This window comes from Janthinobacterium sp. SUN118 (genome assembly GCF_030397695.1).
In the GTDB taxonomy this organism is placed as follows: Bacteria; Pseudomonadota; Gammaproteobacteria; order Burkholderiales; family Burkholderiaceae_D; genus Janthinobacterium.
Map to the genome: position 1 here is coordinate 3,162,635 of NZ_JAPUBV010000001.1, position 21,160 is coordinate 3,183,794.

The following is a 21,160-nucleotide window of genomic DNA, read 5'->3' on the forward strand; positions in this document are numbered from 1 at the left end:
CATACCTAACTAAAAAAGTTGACACTTGCCGCAGACAAGGTAAAACAGGAATGAAATCGCATGCAAATAGCCGACCTGATCGCCTGCACAAGCTTCACTCCTCCAGCTCCTCTATGTTCTAAAAATAGACATTTGCGCAATATGATTATCATTGGAGAATTCAATATGAATAGCAAAACTGTCTTTATCATATCTCACCCACTTCCTAATTTCCCCCAACAAAAGATCTTTTCGCGCCGCCCCGAACTCCAATGGGCAGCCTAATTTTTCAAAAACAAAATTCTCATCGGACTCACTTCCTAGGTCATCCAAATACCCTTTATAAGCAGAATACTCTTCATTTCCCAAAAAATAAAAATGAATATGATTCAAACTACCACCCCTAAAACCAAATTCCACACCAGATTTCCTAAATTGATAATATCGGGTCTTTCCAATATCATCACTAGAAAGATCCTCAGTCACTTCAGGAACATCGCTAAAAAAACTTCTCAGCTGCTTAAAATAAATCCCATCTTCTGCGCCACCCAAAGCAGAAATACATTCACTTATGGAAATTCTCATTTTGTAACTCCTATATCTTTATTTCTCTGAATAACCTTATCAATTGCAGCATCAATATTTACGGGATCATATCCTTTATTCAATAAGTTTTCTCTATGAACATTTAAATCCCTACAGGCAGCCCCACATAAATCGTTAGCATCCAATGTTATTTTTTCCAAATTATTCTTACCGCCATAGGTTCGTCCATCGATATGGACTTCACGTGGAACCTCAATTACAGTGGCATTTTTATAAAGATTGTCAGCTTCAATTTTTGTTAGCGGGCGTTTCAATTCAGTCTCTTTCGCCATTCGCAACGCTGCAAAAGAAGGTATATGATCGTGTTCTAAGTTATCACCTTTAATTGCACGCTTACTCAACTCTTCATATGATCCAACTTCTAGTTCACCAACAGGTTTACTTACTACTTTATCCTTTTTTTTCGCAACTTCCTCTAGATCATTAAACAATTCTTTTGCGGGGACATCAATGTTTTTTTCAATAGAAGGAACTTTGCTATTTTTAAATATTTCACCTATCCCACCAATTTTCTTCAAGGTCCCAGCAAAACCAGCGAATCCGATCCCCGCAATACTCGTTGCGCCAACGGTTCCATTCTTAACAGCCTCTCCATTATATCCGGCCTCTTCAAATCCATTGGCAAAAAAACCACCAACGATGCCCGTGGCCTGTCCTACCAGCTTTTCCACTGCAGGTATCTTTTGAACCCCATAAATGATTGGGCCTGAAGCAAAATCGAGGGTTTCCAAAGTATATTTGGCAACCATATTACTTTCAACGTAATCGCCGAAAGTAATCAAAACACCACCTACTCCTTGCGTCCCCTTGTCAATTATATCTGTCCCCAAGAATGGACCCTGTTTAGAACCAGTCTCCGTGTACTGATGTTCAACATCACCGGTAGGAGCATCTGTACTGCCCATCGGTCTGACCTCCACATTCGGCGTACGTGGAGTGTTAACCGCAGAAAGCCCCGCATTTGCAAAATTGGCCGTGACTTCGGCAATTTGCTGTGGTGACGCGCCACGCAAACTCAAGTAGTTTCCTATGCGACGATTTACCTCGTTCTGGGGAAGATTTTGAGACTCAGGGTCAAACCGCAGATTAGTTAGAAGCCTCAGTGCTTCCCAGTCCTCCTTCGACGTGAACTCATTGAACCCGGCGTCGGTTGCAAGTTTCTGCACACGTGCTTGTTGCTCATAGGAGAGTGCCTTCAAGGACTCAGGAATATTTGCATGGTAAAGCAGGCCTGATACGCTACTCCCTCCAGCGCTTGCTACCGCACCACCCAGCCCTCCCCCCAAGGCGCCAGCCAACGCGTTGGCCAATATACGCGAGGAACCTCCTTCACTCCAGTTATGCTCAATTTCGGCTGCTTGCTTGTACATCTCCTCACGTTGCGCCCCATCCGGCACATCCGCTGCCGCCTTCTTCAGCTTGTCGGCCTCGTCCAGCTTTCCGTTCGCAAATTTTCCGATTTCAGCAGTGGCCGCCTTACTGAACGCTTCTGTAATCGCCACTTGCGCCTGCACTTCTTTTTCCAGATTTTTGCCGTCCCAGCCTTTCTTTAGTGCCCCACTACTATCTTTTTCGCTGCTCACATCACGATTCAGACCTGCCAACATTTCTGCCGTTGTCTTGCCCGTCAATGCTTCTTGTTTCTGCGCGTCACTGATTAAGATCGCGCCGCCGCTAATCCCGGATGTCGTGGTACTTCCTTGGCTGCCTGACACGCTACCAAATCCAGCAGAGCCACTCGACCCCGATTTGCTGTTTGCTGCAGCGATTTTCTCCGGCGTACTCGCCGTATTCTGCGTCCCAACTTTGGCTTCCAACGATCCGCTCAAGCTGAACCCGCTCGCCGAATGCTCGTCCTTGTTTTGCAGCTCGCTCGTCGTCAAGGTGCCCGTGATCAGCGAGTTCTTGCCATCTGTGATGGCCTTGCCGCTGCTGGCAATCACGCCGGCCTGCAAATCGGTATTGCCGGCGACGTTGATCTGGAAGCCGCCGTCGCCCGCCTTGATGCCGCTTTGCTCGGTGACACTGGCAAAGTCACCTTTGGCCTTGTTCTTCGAGATGCTGCCACCGACGCTGCTGGCGCCATAGCAGGCAGGAGGAATACACAAGCTCATGTTGAAGCCCGCGCTGCTGCTCTTGCTGGCGTAGGTACTCGTATCCTGCAGACTGATAATGTTCAGGTTGCCGCCGATGGCGCCCTTGACCGCGTCCGCCGCCAGGATTGCGCCTTGCAAGGTCGTGTCGCCACCACTGATGACGGTCGCGGTCTTGCCTGCTGTCACATAGGTGTTGGTGTAGTAATTGTCCGTGCCATCGGCCTTGCCGCGCGCCTGGTTGGCCGCAATATCGAGGCTGAAGCCATTCTGCGCGCCGCCGAAGGTATAGCCGACGCCGATGCTGGAACCGCTGCTGCTGTTCTTGCTCGTTTGCGTCGCCGTATTTTGTGCCGCAAGCAGGTTGATCTTGTCGTCGGCGAACAAGGTAAGATTGCCGCCTGTAGCAATCTTGCTGCCAACTACCGTCAAGTCGCTGTCCGCCCCTGCCCCGGTCGCAACGATGCTGACGTTGCCCGCAGCATTGACCGCGCTGCCGACCACCGTGCTGCTGCTCTGGTGCATGTCGCTTTCGCTCTTGCTGCTGCCCAGGCTGACGCTGATCTTGATGCCAGCAGTGTTGGTCAATCCCTTCGAAGCCATGCCAGCCAGATCCGTGGCCTTCGATGCCAGAGTCACGGCCGCCAGTGCCTGCATGCGCGAGTCCTTCGTTTGTTCGGCTGCTTTTGCCAGGCTGCCGATGCTTTTTACGGCATCGACAATCGGCACATTAACCGTGCCGCCAAGGGCCACCTTGCTGAAGGTCGTGTGCTGCTCGCTGGCATTGCTGTTGTACGCCTCCTTGATCAGCACATTCTTGCCCACGATGCTGATATCGCCAGGCAAGCCGCCATTCGCACCCGCGCCGGTGGCTAGTACTTCGCTGGCCGTCTGCGTATACGTCTCGCCCGCGCGCAGCGACACATTGCCGCCCAGGCTGGCAATCTGGCTGCCCACTTGCGCCACGCCCGTGTTCTTGCCATCGCTGGTGGTTTTTACCGTGCCGAAAGCTGGCTGGGTGAAGCTGCCGATAAAGCCGGACTTCTTGCTGTAGCTGCTCGACGTCGTGTCCTTGTCATTCTCGGCACTGACGATGCTCAGGTTGCGCAAGGCGGTCAAGTCAATATTGCCATCGGCCACCACCGTGCTGCCCTTGATGGCGACGTCGCGTCCGCCCACCATCGTCACACTGCCGCCACTGACGGCGCTGCCAGCCTGGGTAACGGTGCGCCCATCGTCGGCCTGGCTGGTCAGCGACTTGCTCAGGCCAAAGGTACCGCTCTTCTTGACTTGCTTGGAGTGAATCTCCTTGCCGTCCAGTCCGACGGATTCGATACTGATATCGTTTTTTGCCATTAAATTGGCGGCCTCGTGCGCAAGTACCGATGAACCCGCCACCTTCAGGTCATGCCCGGCAACGATATCGACGGTATTGCCCGTCAATGAAGTCCCCAGCGCCGTGCTGGTCTGCACGAGATCGTGCGTGGTCGTCGTTTTGCTGGAGAAAGTACCGCTCTTCTTGACCTTGCTTGCCACATCCAGGCTGTCGGTGGCCACGCCATTGAGCAGGCTGATGTCATTGCCCGCCACCAATGCTAGCGCCCCGCCCGCCTGCACATCGGCCGCGCGCGCCAGCAAATCATTTCCTGCCTGCAAATTGACATTGCCGGCGCCGATGATCTGGCTCCCCACTTCGACCGTCTTGCTTTCTTTGCGGTAATTGTCCGCGTTGCGCACTTCATCGTGCTTCGACGCGACGGTGACGGTATTGAGGGTCAGGTTATTGCCTGCGACCAAGCTAGTCTGGCCATTCACGCCGGCATTGGCGATGACGCCGCCGGTCAGCGTCAGATCACGCCCCGCCTGGGCGATCAGCGTATTGCCTTCGCCCGTGCCAGTCACATACAGGCCCGCCACCTTTTCAACAGTGGTACTGGTTTCGCTATTACCCGCCCCTTTCGTGCTTGCATCGCTGACCGTGGTCGTGACCACATTGATGTCGCGTCCCGCACTGGCAATGAGCTTGTCAGTCGCTATCACCTGACTGCCAACATTATTAATATCATTGCCAGCCATCATGACGATCTGCTTACCGCCAAGTTCGCTACTTTGGCTGGCACTTTTTCCGGAGTTCACGCCATCCCAGCTGCGATGCGTCTCTTTATCAAGTACCATAGAAATATCAATATTGCGTTCGGCCGACAACCGCAACGTCTCTGCAGCCTGAATATTTGCCGCCTTCAACTGAATACTGTCACCAGCACTCAACTGGATATCGCCTGCCGATGATATATCGCTAATATTTTGCTGTACGGACGAATTAGTGGCGTAGCCATCTCCATAAACTTGCAGTCGCTGATCCCGACCACTACTTACCGTAGTAACGGCGATATCCCGGCCAGCGGCAATGCCCACACCACCGCCAGCAACCGTATTGACGATGGATGCACCCGCGATATTGACATCGCGACCAGCAGATACGAGCAGATTACCTCCTGTTCCACTACCGCTATCCGTTACGTAAAGCCCGGCTAACCGATCAAGGCTGGTACTACTCAGACTGCTCTTGCCATTATCGCTACTGGAGGTCAGTGAAGACGTCTTCACGTTAATATCCCGGCCAGCACTGACTTGCAGCCCGCTATTGGCTGAAATGGTACCGCTGATATTGTTCAGGTCATTTCTGGCATGGGCGGAAATGGCATCGCCAGTAATGCGCCCGCCCAGGTTTTCGATATTTTCCGCGTTCAACTTGACGATCGTGCGCCCAGCAATCGTACCGCTATTGGTCAAATCGCCTTCGAGATTCAGATTGACCTCCTTGCCGGCCAACAATCCGCCCTGGCCATCAATGTCGCCCTCACGCACGCGCACATACACTTGCGGAGTCAACACCTTCTGCGTGCTGCCATCCGCTAGCACGACTTCCTGCTCGACCAGCCAGACAATATCGCTGGTCAGCCCCGCCATTTGCTCCGCCGTCAACGCAATACCGGGACGAAGGTCCCATTGCTTGGCAAACGCAATGCCCTGATCCATCAATGCCTTGTACTGCTGTTCGTCGTTGCTGTAGTCACCCACGAAACGCTGTCCCGTCAGCGCGGCTACTTGTTCGCGCACCAGGCGCTGTTCGTAGAAGCCGTCGCCCAGGCGCTTTTGCGTCACGGATGGATCGTTTTTAACTTGATTGAGCAAATAGTCGGATCCCGTCCATTCCCGGTAACTGGCAAAGCGGGGATCGGTTTCCACCAGATAGCGCGACGATGGCGCAGAGCTGATCTGATACAGGCTGGCGTTCGGAACCTGAAGGGTTGAGCCTGTTGTGCGAACCACCTGTGCACGCGTCGAAGGATTACCCAGTTTCACCTGAGTAATGCCATTCATGCGCACCTGTCCCATGCCACTGGCAGCGCCGGCGTGTGCCGCGCTGCCTGTCGAGGCAGCGATGGCCACGTCTTGCAGCGGGTTCAATCCGGTTGCGGCGCTTGCTTGGGCGCCGTTGACACCCGCCAGTGCAGTCGACGCCAGCGTTGCGATCTCGCCTGCCCGGCCAAGCGTGCCGGCATCGGCAATACCGCCCGGCCCGCCTTTGCCCTGCACTTGATCTGCCGCAATGCCGGCCCCGGCGACGGGAACGAGGCCCGTATGCAAGCTGGCATGGGTGCCGGCAACACCACTCAACTGAGCAGAATTCACCGTCCCAACCTCTCCAGCCTGGCCAAGGGCGCCACCATGAGCGCCGCTGCCGGCCCCATTGCCGCCAGACACGAGCTTCGTCGCACCAACCGTCGAGCGAGACAGCAAGGCTACATCGACTCCCGCGCCATGCTGACCAGCGCTGCTGACCGCATCAACACGCGTGCCGGATACAGCATCAACGGCAACGGTGCGAGCCGCATCGCCCGTGCGCGCGCTGCCTTCCATTCCTTTACTACCGGAAGCCAGCGCTGCGCTTTGTCCTGCCACAAAACCTACGGCCACAGTCGATGCATGCTTCAATTCGGAGGCAGTATCGGCTGTGACACCTTGCGCTGCATTGAGCTGGCTGGTCGGTACCACACCAACAGCTGCATTGCCGGATGGATTGCCAACCCGATCAGCCTTCTGAATAGTACTTCTCCCATCCACATCACCAATTTCCTTACCGCTCACATCACCGGAGCTTTCAACCCCGACCGAACCCAAGACAACAGTTGACGCATTAATACTTGCAGAGGTATTTCCTATGCGCTCAGCCCCAGTGCTGACGCCAGTTGCTATAGCATTGGTCGGCCGGGTACCTTGCCCCGCGGGTGTCGAAAATTGCTCGTTACGTGCGGTGCTCGGAGACGTAGAGGGGAGTACCTGAATTTCATTTATATCTGGGAGCCGTGTAACATCGGTTCCCCTATTTATTTCGTTGTACATACGGGCGGTAAACATGTTGGCAGTGCCCACCACTCGCACTGTTTTTTGCCCTTGCGTTGTTGTATTCTTTAAAACAGTCTTATCCATATCCAATGCACCACCGGCAATGATATGGCTATTATCATTTTCAATAGCGCTCGAAGTTATTCTTATATTATTTCCTGCGATAATTCGGCCAGGATCTGAGCGAGTAACAACGCTTTCGCTTGTAATCTTCTTCACAGATCGCGCAATAAATTCGATGAATATTCCAACGTCGGTATATAGCGTGTATAGATTTTCCCCATATCGACTAGGTGCTCCGGTTTTCCCAATCACAACAATCCTCGGATCTCCTGCGTCGTAGATATTTCCGTTTCCGATAAGTTGATATTGAAGGATAATTGCAGCTGAATCATCCTCTACAACATTAAATTCCAAATATTTATTCAAGACTCTAACCTGCCCAGCTGCCAAATCCAGATTCCCCAACGCCTCGATCGTCGCACTGGCATTGGTCACCGAGCCAGCCCAGCCAGTGGCAATGCGGTTGGCATCCAGATAGCCGCCAATGGCCATGTCGCCGCCGCTGAAAATCAATCCATGATCACTATTGTTTAACGTCGTTGCACCGATATCGAGGCGCTCGCGGGCGGCGATGGTGGCCGCCACGCCGCCTTCCATGTCATTGTTGACGGTAGCGCCACCGATGCTCAGATGGTCGCCATAGATGCGGCCCGTGCCCATGTTGTTCAGCGTGCCGACGTTCAGTTGCGTACTGATGCCGTCGATCACGCCGCGGTTGTTCAATACGCCGCCGACGTTGACGCGCGTCGTGCCTGCGTTGATGTCGCCCGTGCTCGTATTGTCGAAATTGGCCGCGCCCAGGGTCAGCATGCTGAGCGCCTGGATCTTGCCGGCATTGGCCAGCTGCCCGCCGATGGTGATATCCGCATTGCGGTTGGCCATGATCTCGGCGCCCGCGTTCAGCGTAAAGTTGCCGGCCAGGTCCAGCGCCATATCTTGTTGTGACAGCACCTTGCCGTCGCCGCTCAAGCTGCCCGCGCGGATGTCGGTACGCAAGCCGCCGATCATGGTGCCAGCCGTATTGGTCACGGCCAATCCACGGCCGGGACCGGTGTCCTGCAGCGCCAGCGCGCCGCCAGCGCTGAGCATGCCCAGTGTGTTGTTGATAATGCCTGCGCTGTTGATCGCCAGGTTGCCGTCGGCGCGCACCGCGCCCTGCACATTGCTGACATTGGCGCTGTTCAGGGTCACATGGATGCCTTCGATGCCCTGGTTCGCGCCCAGGGTGCTGGCATTGTCGATGGCGCCACCCGTCACCGTGACGGCGGCGCCGGAACGGATCAAGCCTTGCTGATTGTTGACGCTGCCGCCACCGGCGTTCAGACCGAGATTGCCCAGCACCTGGATTTGCCCGCCCTGGTTCTGCAAGCCGCTCAGAGTCAGGTCCAGCGCCGACTTGCCAACGATCTGGCCGCTACGATTGTCCAGCTGGCCCACGCTGCCCGTGACGTTGCCCGCGGCGCCCAGATAGCCGCCCGCATTGTTCCAGCTGCCCGTGTGCAGGCTGAGGCCGGCGCCACTGCTGATGCCGCCAGCGCTGCCCGGATGGCGCACCGCATACGCGCCCGCATTGGTGTTCAGCAAGGCATTACCGTGCGTATCAATGTTCATGGCGCCGCCCGACTGCAGCAAGCCGCCATCATTGTCCAGGATGCCCGTCTGCAAATTGACGGTTCCTGCGCCCGCCAGGGTGCCCTGGGTGTTGTTGAAGACTTGGCCGTGCGTGTCGAGCGTGACGTTCGCACCGGCAATGGTACCTTGCCCGTTCCACAGGCCGCTATTGCGCAGGATGATGTCGCCACCCGCTTGCATGGTGCCGCCATTGTTGACAGTCGCGCCGGTAGAGATCACCTGCAACTGGCCCTGTACCGAGGCCAGCTTGCCGCCGGCGCTGTTGTCGACGCTGGCCGCGTTCACGGTCATATTGCCCGTGGCGGCCAGCAAGCCACCCGCATTGTTCAATGCCTGCGCCACGTTCGCCGTCAGCTGCCCGCCCGCCGTGGCGCTGCCTCCCTGGTTCAGCAGATTTCCTGCGCCCAGCACGACATTGCCGCCACCGGCGATGGCGCCTCCATGGCTGTTGTCGAGCACATTGTTTGCCGTCACCGTCAGATTGGCCGTGCCGGCCGCCTGCAGCTTGCCGCCCTGGTTGTTGAGGGTCGGTGCAACAATCGTCGTGTTGCCGTTGCTGGCAATCGTGCCGCCGTGATTGTCCAGGCTGGTAATCAGTTGAATGCTGGTATCGCCCTTGCCCAGCTGCGTCAGGTTGCCGCCGCCATTGTCCAGGGTCGCGCCCGTCACGCTGATTTGCTGTGCGATGGTGCTGGCGTTGCGGTGGTCGATGGTGCCGGCCGTCACGACCAGCGCGCCATTGCCCGTGATCTGTCCACGCTGGTCGTTCAACTGCGCGGCCTGCAAGCTCAAGGTGCCGCTGCCCGCATGTTCGATCTTGCCATCCGTATTCGTCAGCGTACCCGCCTTCAGGCCCAGGTTGGCGCTGTTGACGGCGATGCGCCCGCCCGTGTTGTCCAGCACGCCTGCTGGCGATGTCAGCTCGATGACGGTGTTGCCCGTGCCCGTCTGCACGATGCTGCCTTGCTGGTTGTTCAGGTTGCCAACGCCAACAGCCAGTTGGCCGGCGCTGACATCGCCGCGCTGGTTGTTCCAGCCGGCCTGTCCAGATGTGATCGTCAAGGCGCCCGGCGTGGTGACGACGGCGCCGCTGGTGCTGACATCACCAATTGTCGCCGTGAGGCTGATATTGCCAGCGCTGCTGCGGCTGCCGCCCAGGTCGACACTGCCGCCGCTCAGGACGGCATTGCCAGCAGCCAGCACTTGCCCATGGGCACCCAATGCCTGCATCGTCGTGACCTGCAGATTGCCGCTCGTTTGCAAGCTGCCATCGGCTTTCACGCCCGCGCCGATCAAACTAGCTGCGCCGCTGTTGACGCTATTGGCGCTGATGGTGTTGTTGCCCTGGGCCAGAATCACACCGGCATTTTCCAGCGCCCCACTCACCTTCAGCACTTGCTCGCCGCCGGCAAACAGGCTGCCGCTGTTGCGCACGCTGCCCGCCGTCGTCGTCAGATTGCCGCTGGCAACGATGCTGCCCTGTTCATTGAGCAACTCGTCCATCGTCAATTGCGCATTGCCGCCCGCGGATTGCAACTGGCCCAGGGTGTTGTCCACCTTGCCGCCAGCTACGGTCAAATCGCGGCCGGCAACGATCACGCCGCTGGAATTGTCCAGCTTGCCCGTCGCTGCCACGCTGACATCTTGCGCAGACGCGATACGACCATGGTCGTTCAGCAATTCACCCGTTTCCACACGCACATTGCCATTCGCCTCGATCTTGCCGCCACTATTGTCCAGACGCGTGCTGGCCTGTATCGTTGCCGCACTCGTGCCCAGCTGCGTGATCTGCCCCTGGCGATTGTCCAGGCTGCCGGCGGACACGCCCACCTGCTGCGCCAGCAGGCTGGCATTGCGGTGATCGATGTAAGCTGCCGCCACCTGCAGCGCGCCATTGCCCGTGAGCTGGCCCCGCTGGCCGTACAGATTCGTGGCGCGGATGTCCAGCACACCCTTGCCTGCGTGCTCGATCTTGCCATCCACATTCGTCAAGTCGCCCGCCTGCAGGCGCAGCTTGGCGCTGTTGACGGCGATGCGCCCGCCTGTATTGTCCAGCGTATCCGTCTCGATGACGGTGTCGCCAGCACCCGTCTGTATCAGCGTACCCCTGGCATTGTCCAGATTGGCCACGCGCAGGGACAGTTGTCCAGCGCTCAGGCTGCCGCCCTGGTTCACCAATGCCTGGCCATTGGCGGCATTGGCCGTGATGGCGAGCAAGCCATTGGTCGACACGACGGCCTTGCTGGTCGTCACATTGCCCGCCAAGGCCGTCAAGCCGATGTTGGCCGCGCTGGTCTGGCCACTGCCCACGTCGACCGATGCACCCGTCAGTTGCAGCTGGCCGGCCGCCATGTTCTGGCCAGCAGCTTGCAAGGCGCCTCGAGCCGTCACCGTCAGGTCACCGGCAGCGGCAAAGCTGCCATCGGCGCGCATGCCTGCCGCCAAAAGCCCATTACCACTCAGACTGCCTGCCGTGATCGTCGTATTGCCCAAGGCGGCCAGCGAACCCGTATTGCTGAGCACGCCGCCGATGTCCAGGGTCTGGTTGCGCCCGGCATACAGCACGCCCGCGTTCAGCACGTCGCCACTGACCTTGGCCGTGATATCCGTGCCCGCGCTGAGCGTGCCCTGCGCATTGCGCACGCTGGCCGCGTCCAGGTTCAAGGCGCCGGTGCCTGCCTGCAGCAGGCCGCGCGTATTGTCGATGGTGCCGCCTAGGTGCAGATCCGTCGCCGCCGCGATCACGCCGTCGATATTGACGAGCGCGCCAGTGCTGGCGATGTCGGCGGACGTTGCCGAGGTGATCTTGCCTTTGGTGTTGTCCAGGCTGCCAATCTGCACCGACAGCGCGCCATTGCCTGCAATCTCGCCACTCGTATTGTCGAGCTGGCCCGTGACGGCAACCGTCATGCCGCCCTCGCCCGTCTGCAGCAAATGGCCACCCCGGTTGCTCACGCTGTCGGCCTGTACATTCAGGGTCCGTCCCGTGGTGGTGGCGTTGGCGTGGTCAAACAGGCCAGCCTTCAGATCGACGGCGCCATTGCCGATGATACTGCCGCCGGCGCCCTGCAAGGTGGCTGCCGTGATGGCCAGGGTGCCGCTGCCCGCATGCTCGATCTTGCCGCCCGCATTCGTCAAGGTGGCCGCGCCCAGGGCCAGGTTATTGCTGTTGACGGCGATGCGCCCGCCGTTGTTGTCCAACTTGCCCGTCTGGATGACGGTATCGCCCGTGCCCGCCTGGATCACAGTACCTTTGGCGTTGTCGAGATTGCCAAGGTGCAGATCGAGCTGGCCAGCCTGCACTGTACCTTCCGTATTGTGCAAGGTCGCATTGGTCGTGATGTTGAGCGCGCCTGGCGTCGTGACCACCGCCTTGATCGTGCTGACATCGCCCTGGGTTGCCGTCAGGTCGATGCTGGTCGCGCTGGTCTGGCTGCCAGACAAATCTACGCTGACGCCTGTCAAGACCGCCTTGCCCGCCGCCAGGTTCTGGCCATGCACGGCCAGCGCTTGCGTGGTGTTGATCGTCAGGTCGCCAGCCGTGCCCAGCTTGCCATCGGCCTGCATGCCGGCGCCGAGCAAGCTGCTTGCGCTGCTGTCGAGGGTTTTCGCCGTGATGCTGTTGTTGCCCTGTGCCGCGATGACGCCCGTGTTCACGACGGCGCCTGTTACGGTCAGGGATTGATTTCCGGCCGCATACAGACTGCCCGTGTTGTTCAGGCTGGCCAGTGTCGCGTTCAGGTTGGCGCCGGCAAACACGTTGCCTGCGGTATTGTTCAAGTTCGCCACATTCAGGGTGGCGTTGCCGGCCACGGCCTGCAATTGGCCCTTGGTATTGTCGATATCGCCACCGGACAGCTGCAGATGACGTCCTGCCGCCACCGTGCCTTCCGTGTTGTCCAGGCTACCGACTGTAAGCTCGGCATCCTGCGCCGCCACGATGCGGCCAGCGTTGTTCAGCAAAGTGCTTGCCTTCACCAGCGCATCGCCATTGCCTTCGATCTTGCCGCCCGTATTGTCCAGTTGACCAGTGGCGTTCACCGTCATCCGTCCGGCGCCCGCCTGTGCCAGGCTGCCGCTGCGGTTGTCCAGGTTGCCAGCGTTGATGGTCAACTGATTCGCCATCGTCGTCGCATTGCGGTGGTCGAAGGTGGCTGCCGTGATGTCGAGCTTGCCATTGCCCGTGATCTTGCCGTGCTGGTTGTCGAACCGGCCCGCGTTGATGGCCAGCACGCCGGCACCCGCGTGCTCCAGCTTGCCATTGATGTTCGTCAACACCGTCGCGTTCAGGGCCAGGTTGGCGCTGTTGACGGCGATGCGCCCGCCCGTGTTGTCCAGCTTGCCCGTGGTAATGACGGTGTCGCCGGTACCCGTCTGGACGATCTCGCCGCTGGCGTTGTCCAGATTGGCGACGTTCAGCTGCAACTGACCGGCCACCAGTTGTCCCTGGCTGTTCACCAGTGATTGGGCGTTGTTTGCGTTGGCCGTGATGGCCAGCAGATTGCTGGCGGAAATCACCGCCTTGTTCGTTAGTACGTCACCGCTGCGCGCGGTGATGGCGATATTCGCTGCGCCCGCCTGGCTACCCGACAGATCCACGCTGGAACCCGTCAGCGTCGCACTGCCTGCCGCCAGGTTCTGCCCGCTCGCTTGCAGCACGCCATCGGCATTGATGGTCAGATCGCCCGCCGTACCCAGGCTGCCGTCCGCTTGCACGCCGGCACCCAGCAAGCCGCTGCTGGTCACTTTGCCAGCCGTAATATGGGTGTTGTTGACGGAAGCAATGGAGCCGCGATTGGTCAGCAATCCACCGGCCGTCAGTTGCTGATTGCGGCCCGCATACAGCAGGCCCGCATTATTCAGATCAGCGCTCACTTTCGCCGTCAAGTCCGTGCCGGCGCTCACCGTGCCTTGCTGGTTCAGCAAGGTAGCGGCATCCAGACGCAAATTGTCCGCCTGCAATACGCCGCGCGTGTTGTCGATATTCACACCGCCCACATGCAAGTTGGCAGTCGCTGCCATCACGCCATCGGTATTGTTCAGCGTACCCTTGCTGGCGATGTCGGCCGATGCGGCGGACGTGATGCGGCCCTTGCTATTGTCCAACACGCCCGCCTGCAGCGTCAGGACGCCCGTGCCCGCATGCTCGATCTTGCCGTCCTTGTTCGTGGCGCTAGCAGCGTCGATGTGCAGGTTCTTGCTGTTGACGGCGATGCGGCCCGCTGTGTTGTCCAGATTGCCGGTGACGATGCGCGTGTCGCCGGAACCCGTCTGCAAGATAGTGCCCTTGGCGTTGTCCAGATTGCCCACATGCAGGTCGAGCTGGCCTGCCTGCACTGTGCCTTCCGTGTTGTGCAAGGTGGCGTTGCTCGTGACGTTCAATGTACCCGACGTCGTCACCACGGCTTTATTCGTGCTGACATCGCCCTGTATTGCCGCCAGGCCGATGTTGGCGGCACCGGTCTGGCTGCCAGCGATATCAACATTGGCACCCGTCAAGTTCGCATTGCCGGCCGCCAGCACCTGGCCGTGCGCGGCCAGCGTTTGCGTGGTGCTGATCGCCAGGTCGCCAGTCGTGCCCAGCTTGCCATCGGCCTGCATGCCGGCGCCGATGAGGCTGCTAGCGCTGCTGTCGAGGTCATTCGCCGTGAGGCTGGTATTGCCCTGCGCCGCAATGACGCCTGTGTTCGTCACTGTACCTGTTGCGGCAAGGGATTGATTTCCGGCCGCATACAGGCTGCCCGTGTTGCTTAAACTATCGAGCGTGGTGTTCAGGTTGCCGCCAGCAAATACGCTGCCAGCTGCATTATTCAATTTACCGACAGTCAAGGTCGCATTGCCAACGACGGCCTGCAGCTGCCCCTTGGTATTGTCGATATCGCCACCGCTCAATGCCAGATTGCGGCCGGTGGCCACCGTGCCTTCCGTATTGTCCAGGCTAGCGACGCTCAACGCGGCATCCTGCGCCGCCACGATGCGGCCAGCGCTGTTCAGCAAAGTGTTTGCCTTCAGCAGCGCATCGCCATTGCCTTCGATCTTGCCGCCCGTATTGTCCAGCAAGCCAGCAGCATTGACGCGCATCAAGCCGTTGCCCGTCTGAGCCAGACTGCCGCTGCGGTTATCCAGGCTGCCGGCATTGACGGTCAGCTGATTCGCTACGGTCGTGGCATTGCGGTGATCCAGGGCGGTAGCCATGATGTCGAGCTTGCCATTGCCCGTGATCTTGCCGTGCTGGTTGTCGAACCGGCCCGCGTTGATGGCCAGCACGCCGGCACCCGCGTGCTCCAGCTTGCCATTGATATTCGTCAACACCGTCGCGTTCAAGGCCAAGTTGGCGCTGTTGACGGCGATGCGGCCGGCCGTGTTGTCCAGCTTGTTCGTGGTGATGACGGTGTCGCCCGTGCCCGTCTGCACGATCTCGCCGCTGGCGTTGTCCAGCTTGGCCACATTCAGCTGCAACTGTCCGCCCACCAGCTGGCCCTGGCTATTCACCAGTGACTGGGCATTAGTCGCGTTGGCGGTAATGGCCAGCAGATTGCTGGCGGAAATCACTGCCTTGTTCGTTAGTACGTCACCGCTGCGCGCGGTGATGGCGATATTCGCTGCGCCCGTCTGGCTGCCCGACAAGTCCACGCTGTCCCCCACCAGCACGACGCTGCCCGCCGCCAGATTCTGTCCGCTCGCTTGCAACACGCCATCGGCGTTGATGGTCAAATCGCCCGCCGCCCCCAGGCTGCCATCGACCTGCACGCCGGCACCCAGCAAACCGCTGCTGGTGACTTTACCAGCGGCAATAGTCGTATTGCCAACGGAGGCGATGGAGCCGCTGTTGTTCAGCGCACCGCCCACCGTCAGTTGCTGATTGCGGCCCGCATACAGCAAACCGGCGTTGTTCACATCGCCACCGACCTTGGCGGTCAGGTCAGTACCTGCGCTGACCGTGCCTTGCTGGTTCAGCAGACTGCTTGCATCCAGAGTCAAGTTTCCTACGCTCGCCTGCAATACCCCCCGCGTGTTATCCAGTGCAATGCCGTCGACCTGCAGGCCGGTGGTTGCGGCGATCACGCCATCGCTATTGTTCAGCGTGCCCTTGCTGACGACAGAAGCCGCAGCCGCCGAGGTGATGCGGCCCTTGCTGTTGTCCAGCACGCCTGCTTGCAGATTCAAGATACTCGTACCCGCATGTTCGATCTTGCCATCGCGGTTCGTCAGCGTGGCCGCATCGACGGTCACATTCGCGCTGTTGACGGCGATGCGCCCAGCTGTATTGTCCAGATTGCCGGTAACGATGCTCGTATCACCCGTGCCCGTCTGCAAGATAGTGCCCTTGGCATTGTCCAGATTGCCCACATGCAGGTCTAGCTGGCCCGCCTGCAAGGTACCTTCCGTGTTGTGCAGGGTCGCGCTGGTCGTCACATTCAACGCGCCTGGCGTCGTGACGACCGCCTTGTTCGTGCTGACGTCGCCCGTTGTGGCTGTCAAGCCGATGTTGGCGGCACCGGTCTGGCTGCCAGCGATATCAACATTGGCACCCGTCAAGTTCGCATTGCCCGCCGCCAGTACCTGGCCGTGCGCGGCCAGCGTTTGCGTGGTGCTGATCGCCAGGTCGCCAGCCGTGCCCAGCTTGCCATCAGCCTGGATGCCAGCACCGATGAGGCTGCTAGCGCTGCTGTCGAGGCCATTCGCCATGAGGCTGGTATTGCCCTGCGCCGCGATGACGCCTGTGTTTGTCACTGTACCTGTTGCGGCAAGGGATTGATTCCCAGCCGCATACAGGCTGCCCGTGTTGCTTAAACTATCGAGCGTGGTGTTCAGGTTGGCGCCAGCAAATACGCTGCCCGCTGCATTGTTCAATTTACCGATGGTCAAGGTCGCATCGCCAACGACGGCCTGCAGCTGCCCCTTGGTATTGTCGATGTCGCCACCGCTCAATGCCAGATTGCGGCCGGCGGCCACCGTACCGTCCGTATTGTCCAGGCTAGCGACGTTCAACGCGGCATCCTGCGCCGCCACGATGCGGCCAGCGCTGTTCAGCAAAGTGCTTGCCTTCAGCAGCGCATCGCCATTGCCTTCGATCTTGCCGCCCGTATTGTCCAGCAAGCCAGCAGCATTGACGCGCATCAAGCCACTGCCCGTCTGCGCCAGGTTGCCGGCGCGGTTGTCCAGGCTGCCGGCATTGACGGTCAGCTGATTCGCTATCGTCGTGGCATTGCGGTGATCGAAGGTGGCTGCCGTGATGTCGAGCTTGCCATTGCCCGTGATGTTGCCGTGCTGGTTGTCGAACCGGCCCGCGTTGATGGCCAGCACGCCGGCACCTGCGTGCTCCAGCTTGCCATTGATGTTCGTCAACACCGTCGCGTTCAGGGCCAGGTTGGCGCTGTTGACGGCGATGCGCCCGGCCGTGTTGTCCAGCTTGTTCGTGGTGATGACCGTGTCGCCGGTACCCGTCTGCACGATCTCGCCGCTGGCGTTGTCCACATTGGCCACATTCAGCTGCAACTGTCCGCCCACCAGCTGGCCCTGGCTATTCACCAGTGACTGGCCGTTGGCCGCATTGGCCGTGATGGCCAGCAGATTGCTGGCCGAGATAACGGCTTTGTTGGTCATGATATAGCCGCTGCGCGCAGTGATGGCGATATTCGCCGCGCCCGTCTGGCTACCCGACAGATCCACGCTGGAACCCGTCAGCGTCGCACTGCCTGCCGCCAGGTTCTGCCCGCTCGCTTGCAGCACGCCATCTGCATTGACTGTCAGATCGCCTGCCGTACCCAGGCTGCCGTCCGCTTTCACGCCGGCGCCCAGCAAACCGCTGCTGGTGACTTTGCCAGCAGAAATAGTAGTGTTGCCAACGGAGGCGATGGAGCCGCTGTTGTTCAGCGTACCGCCCACCGTCAGTTGCTGGTTGCGGCCCGCATACAGCAGGCCGGCATTGTTCAGTTCGCCGCTGGTGCGCGCCGTCAGATCCGTACCGGCACTCACTGTCCCCTGCTGGTTCAGCAAGGTCGCTGTGTCGAGACGTAAATTGTTCGCTTGCAACACACCACGCGTGTTGTCGACTCCTGCCCCCGCCAACTGTAGCTCTTGCGTGGCGGCAATCACGCCATCCGTATTATTCAGCGCACCCTTGCTGGCAATATCGGCCGATGCAGCCGACATGATGCGTCCCTTGCTGTTGTCAAGCACGCCTGCTTGTACTTGCAGGCCGCCATTGCCGGCAATGCTGCCGCGCGTATTGTCCAGTGCCTGCGCCACGTCCACGCGCATCTGTCCTGGCCCCGTCTGCTGCAGGGTGCCGTCGCTATTGTCCAGCTGGCCAGCCTGCACGGTGACCTGCTGCCCGGAAGTGACTGCATGGCGGTGGTCGATCGTTTCCGACTGGATATCCACCAGGCCGTTGCCCGTCACCTTGCCGCGCTCGTCATCGAAGCGCCCTGCTTCTATGTGCAAGCTGCCCGTGCCCGCGTGTTCGATGCTGCCATCGCGGTTGATCACATGGTCCGCAGTCAGCGTCAGCTTGGCGCTGTTGACGGCGATGCGTCCGCCCGTGTTGTCCACGGTGCTGCCTTGCAGTGCCGTGTCGCCATTGCCCGTCTGAATCAGGGTGCCGCCGCGATTGTCGAGCGATCCCGTTGTGATATCCAGCTGGCCCGCACTCAACGTCCCGCGCACGTTCGACAGGGCCTGGCTGCTGCCGGTCGCCGCCACGGACAGCAGGCCGGTGGTGGTCACCAGCGCGTTATCGGTGATGACATGGCCGGTGCTGGCATTGAGCGCAATGGCCGCGCCGCCCGTCTGGCTGCCGCTCAGGTCGATGGCGGTCGCTTGCATGCTGGTCTTGCCAGCGGCCAGGTTCTGACCATGGGCGCCGATCGCTTGCGTGGCCGTCAGCGCCAACTGCCCGCTGCCAGCCAGGCTGCCGTCGGCGCGGATGCCGGCGCCCAGCAAGCTGCCAGCCGTGCTGTCGATGCGGCTGGCGTCGATGCGGTTATCGCCCTGCGCGGCAATGACGCCGCTGTTGCTGACGGCGCCGCTCACCTGCAGCGTCTGGTTGCCGGCCGCATACAGGTTGCCGCTGTTAAGCACTTCGCTGGCCTGGGTGGCCAGGTTGCCGCCGGCAAACACGCTGCCGGCCGTATTATTCAGCTTTGCCACCGACAGGCTGGCATCGCCCGCCAGCGCCTGGACCTGGCCACGCGTATTGTCGACGTCGCCGCTGTCCAGACGCAGCTTGCCACCCGCCGCCAGGGTCGCCTCGGTATTGTCCAGGCCGCCCGTGCTCAACGCAAGGTCGCCCCCGGCAACGATGCGACCTTTCTGATTTTGCACAGAAGTCGCTTGCAGCGTCAGCGCGCCATTGCTTTCCAGCGCACCACCCCGGTTGTCCAGCCCGCCGCGCAGTTGCACGCGGGCAGCTCCCTGGCCGCTCTGCGCCAGGGAGCTGCCCCGGTTATCGAGGCTGCCGGCGTCTATGCTCAATTGCCCCGCAACCGTGCGGGCATCATGGTGGTCGATATGCTCGCCCGTCAGCGCCAGCGCGCCATTGCTGACGATACTGCCGCGCTGCAAGTTGACGTGCGCCGCGCCGATCTCCAGCGCGCCCGTGCCCGCGTGCTGGATTTGGCCGTCCTGGTTGCTCAGGCTGCCCGCCTGCAGGCGCAGCGCCTGGCTATTCGTGGCGATGATGCCGCGCGTATTGTCCAGCGCGCCCGGCAAGCTGATGGCGAGATCGCCGCTGCCCAGCTGCGTGAGCTGGCCGCCCACATTTGACAGGTCGTGGGCGCTGACGGCCAGTTGCTGGCCTGTCAGCTGCGCCGCATCGCTGCGCACGGTGTGTGCCGCATCCAATTGCAGGCGCTCACGGGCACTCACTTGCGCGCGGCTGGCGTCGAGGTCGCCAGCACTGGCGCCCAGGCTGACATTCGCGCCCGACACTTGCGCATTGGCAAGATCAAGATGGCGCGCGGACAGGCCGCTGTCGCCGGCTGCCACGGCTGTGCCATGCACGGCAATGGTACCGCCGGCAGAAACGTTCAGCTTGCCGCTGCCGGACACGGTGTTATCCAGCTTGAGACCTGCCGCCAGCACGGAACCTTCCCCCGCATCGACACGTGCAGCGGCGCCCGTGGCGTGCACGCCGACATTGCCCTGGGCGCCGATGACGCCGCTATTGGCGATATTGCCCTGCGCCTGCACCTGGCTGTCGCCGCCCGCATACACGGTGCCGCTGTTGGCCACGTCGCCCGTCACCGCAATACTGGTCTGGCTGCCCGCGCCGGCCGACTGGATGTTGCCGCTGTTGCTCAGCCAGCCATTCGCTTGCAGCACCAGGTTGCCGGCCGTGGCCGCCAACACGCCCGCGTTGCGCACGCCCAGGCCTGCTTCCGTGCCGACCAGGGTGATCTTGCCCGCGTACATGCCGCCCAGCTGTGCCACGTCCAGCGCATACGTGGCGGCCGGCCCCACGCCAGACGCTGCGCCCGCCACGCCATGCGCCGCGTCGATCTGGTTCGTCCCCGTCACCACTTTCAATTCCTGCGCCCAGATGCCGCCGTTGATCTGCGCGGCGCGCGCCAGGATCGCCGTATAGTCGCTCAGCGACGTATCCAGGCCCCGGCCGTTGATGGTCACTACCCCACGCTGCACCATGTAGCCGTCCAGGCTGCCGCCATTGAGAATCGGCGTGCCCGTCGTCAGCACGACCCGGCTGGCATTGATGAAGCCGCCGCCATCGACGCTCACGCCGGCCGGATTGGCGATGACGACTTCGGCACGCTGCCCCGCCACCTCGACATAGCCGCGCAGCTGGCTGGGGTTGGCCGAATTGACTTCGTTGAGGATCACGCGCGCGCTGCCGCCCGCCAGCCATGGATTGCCTTGCACCCAGCCGCCCGTCTGCGTCTGCACGTTGCCGCGGCTGTTGTTGAGGATGGCGCCATTCGCCGTCACGTCGAACTGGCTGTAGGTGTTGCGCGATACGCCTGCCGCGCTCGGCGTCTGGATATTGACTTGCGTCACGCCGTTGGCGCTTTGCACCACGGTCGGGCGCTGGCGGCCCGGCGCGTTCGGATCGGCCACGATCTGCCCCATGGCAGGTCCCGCGACGAAGGTCACCATGCCCAGCGCCCCGAATACGGCCAGCGCCAGCGGCCGCAAGCGGCCATTCACACTTAAACTTAGCCCGGCACCGCCATCGCCTTCAAACACGCCGCTGTCCAGGCCACCTTCTCCCTTGGCCGCCTTGCCTTGCGACGAAGCGTTTTCGGCGACGACCATCAGTTGGCCACGGCGTTTGTTGAAGATGATGCGGTACAGGTTCTTGTTCATGAAATGTCCTAATGACAATCAATTAATGCGATATGGGGAGAAGAGAACGGCTG

2 protein-coding genes and 1 pseudogene are annotated in these 21,160 nt (G+C 60.2%); all 3 read right to left on the reverse strand.

The features are described from left to right. Positions 1 to 111 precede the first annotated feature (111 nt). Complete coding sequence (locus O0880_RS14180; protein ID WP_289887039.1) at positions 112 to 564, reverse strand: hypothetical protein; 453 nt, start codon at positions 562 to 564, stop codon at positions 112 to 114. Continuing rightward, positions 561 to 20,000: a hemagglutinin repeat-containing protein gene (locus O0880_RS14185; protein ID WP_289887040.1), complete on the reverse strand. Its 19,440-nt coding sequence runs from the start codon at positions 19,998 to 20,000 to the stop codon at positions 561 to 563. The genes O0880_RS14180 and O0880_RS14185 overlap by 4 nt, the downstream gene beginning before the upstream one ends. Positions 20,001 to 20,144: 144 nt before the next feature. After that, positions 20,145 to 21,107: pseudogene (locus tag O0880_RS28125) on the reverse strand (filamentous hemagglutinin N-terminal domain-containing protein); the annotation flags it as partial. Between the last annotated feature and the right edge of the window lie 53 nt (positions 21,108 to 21,160).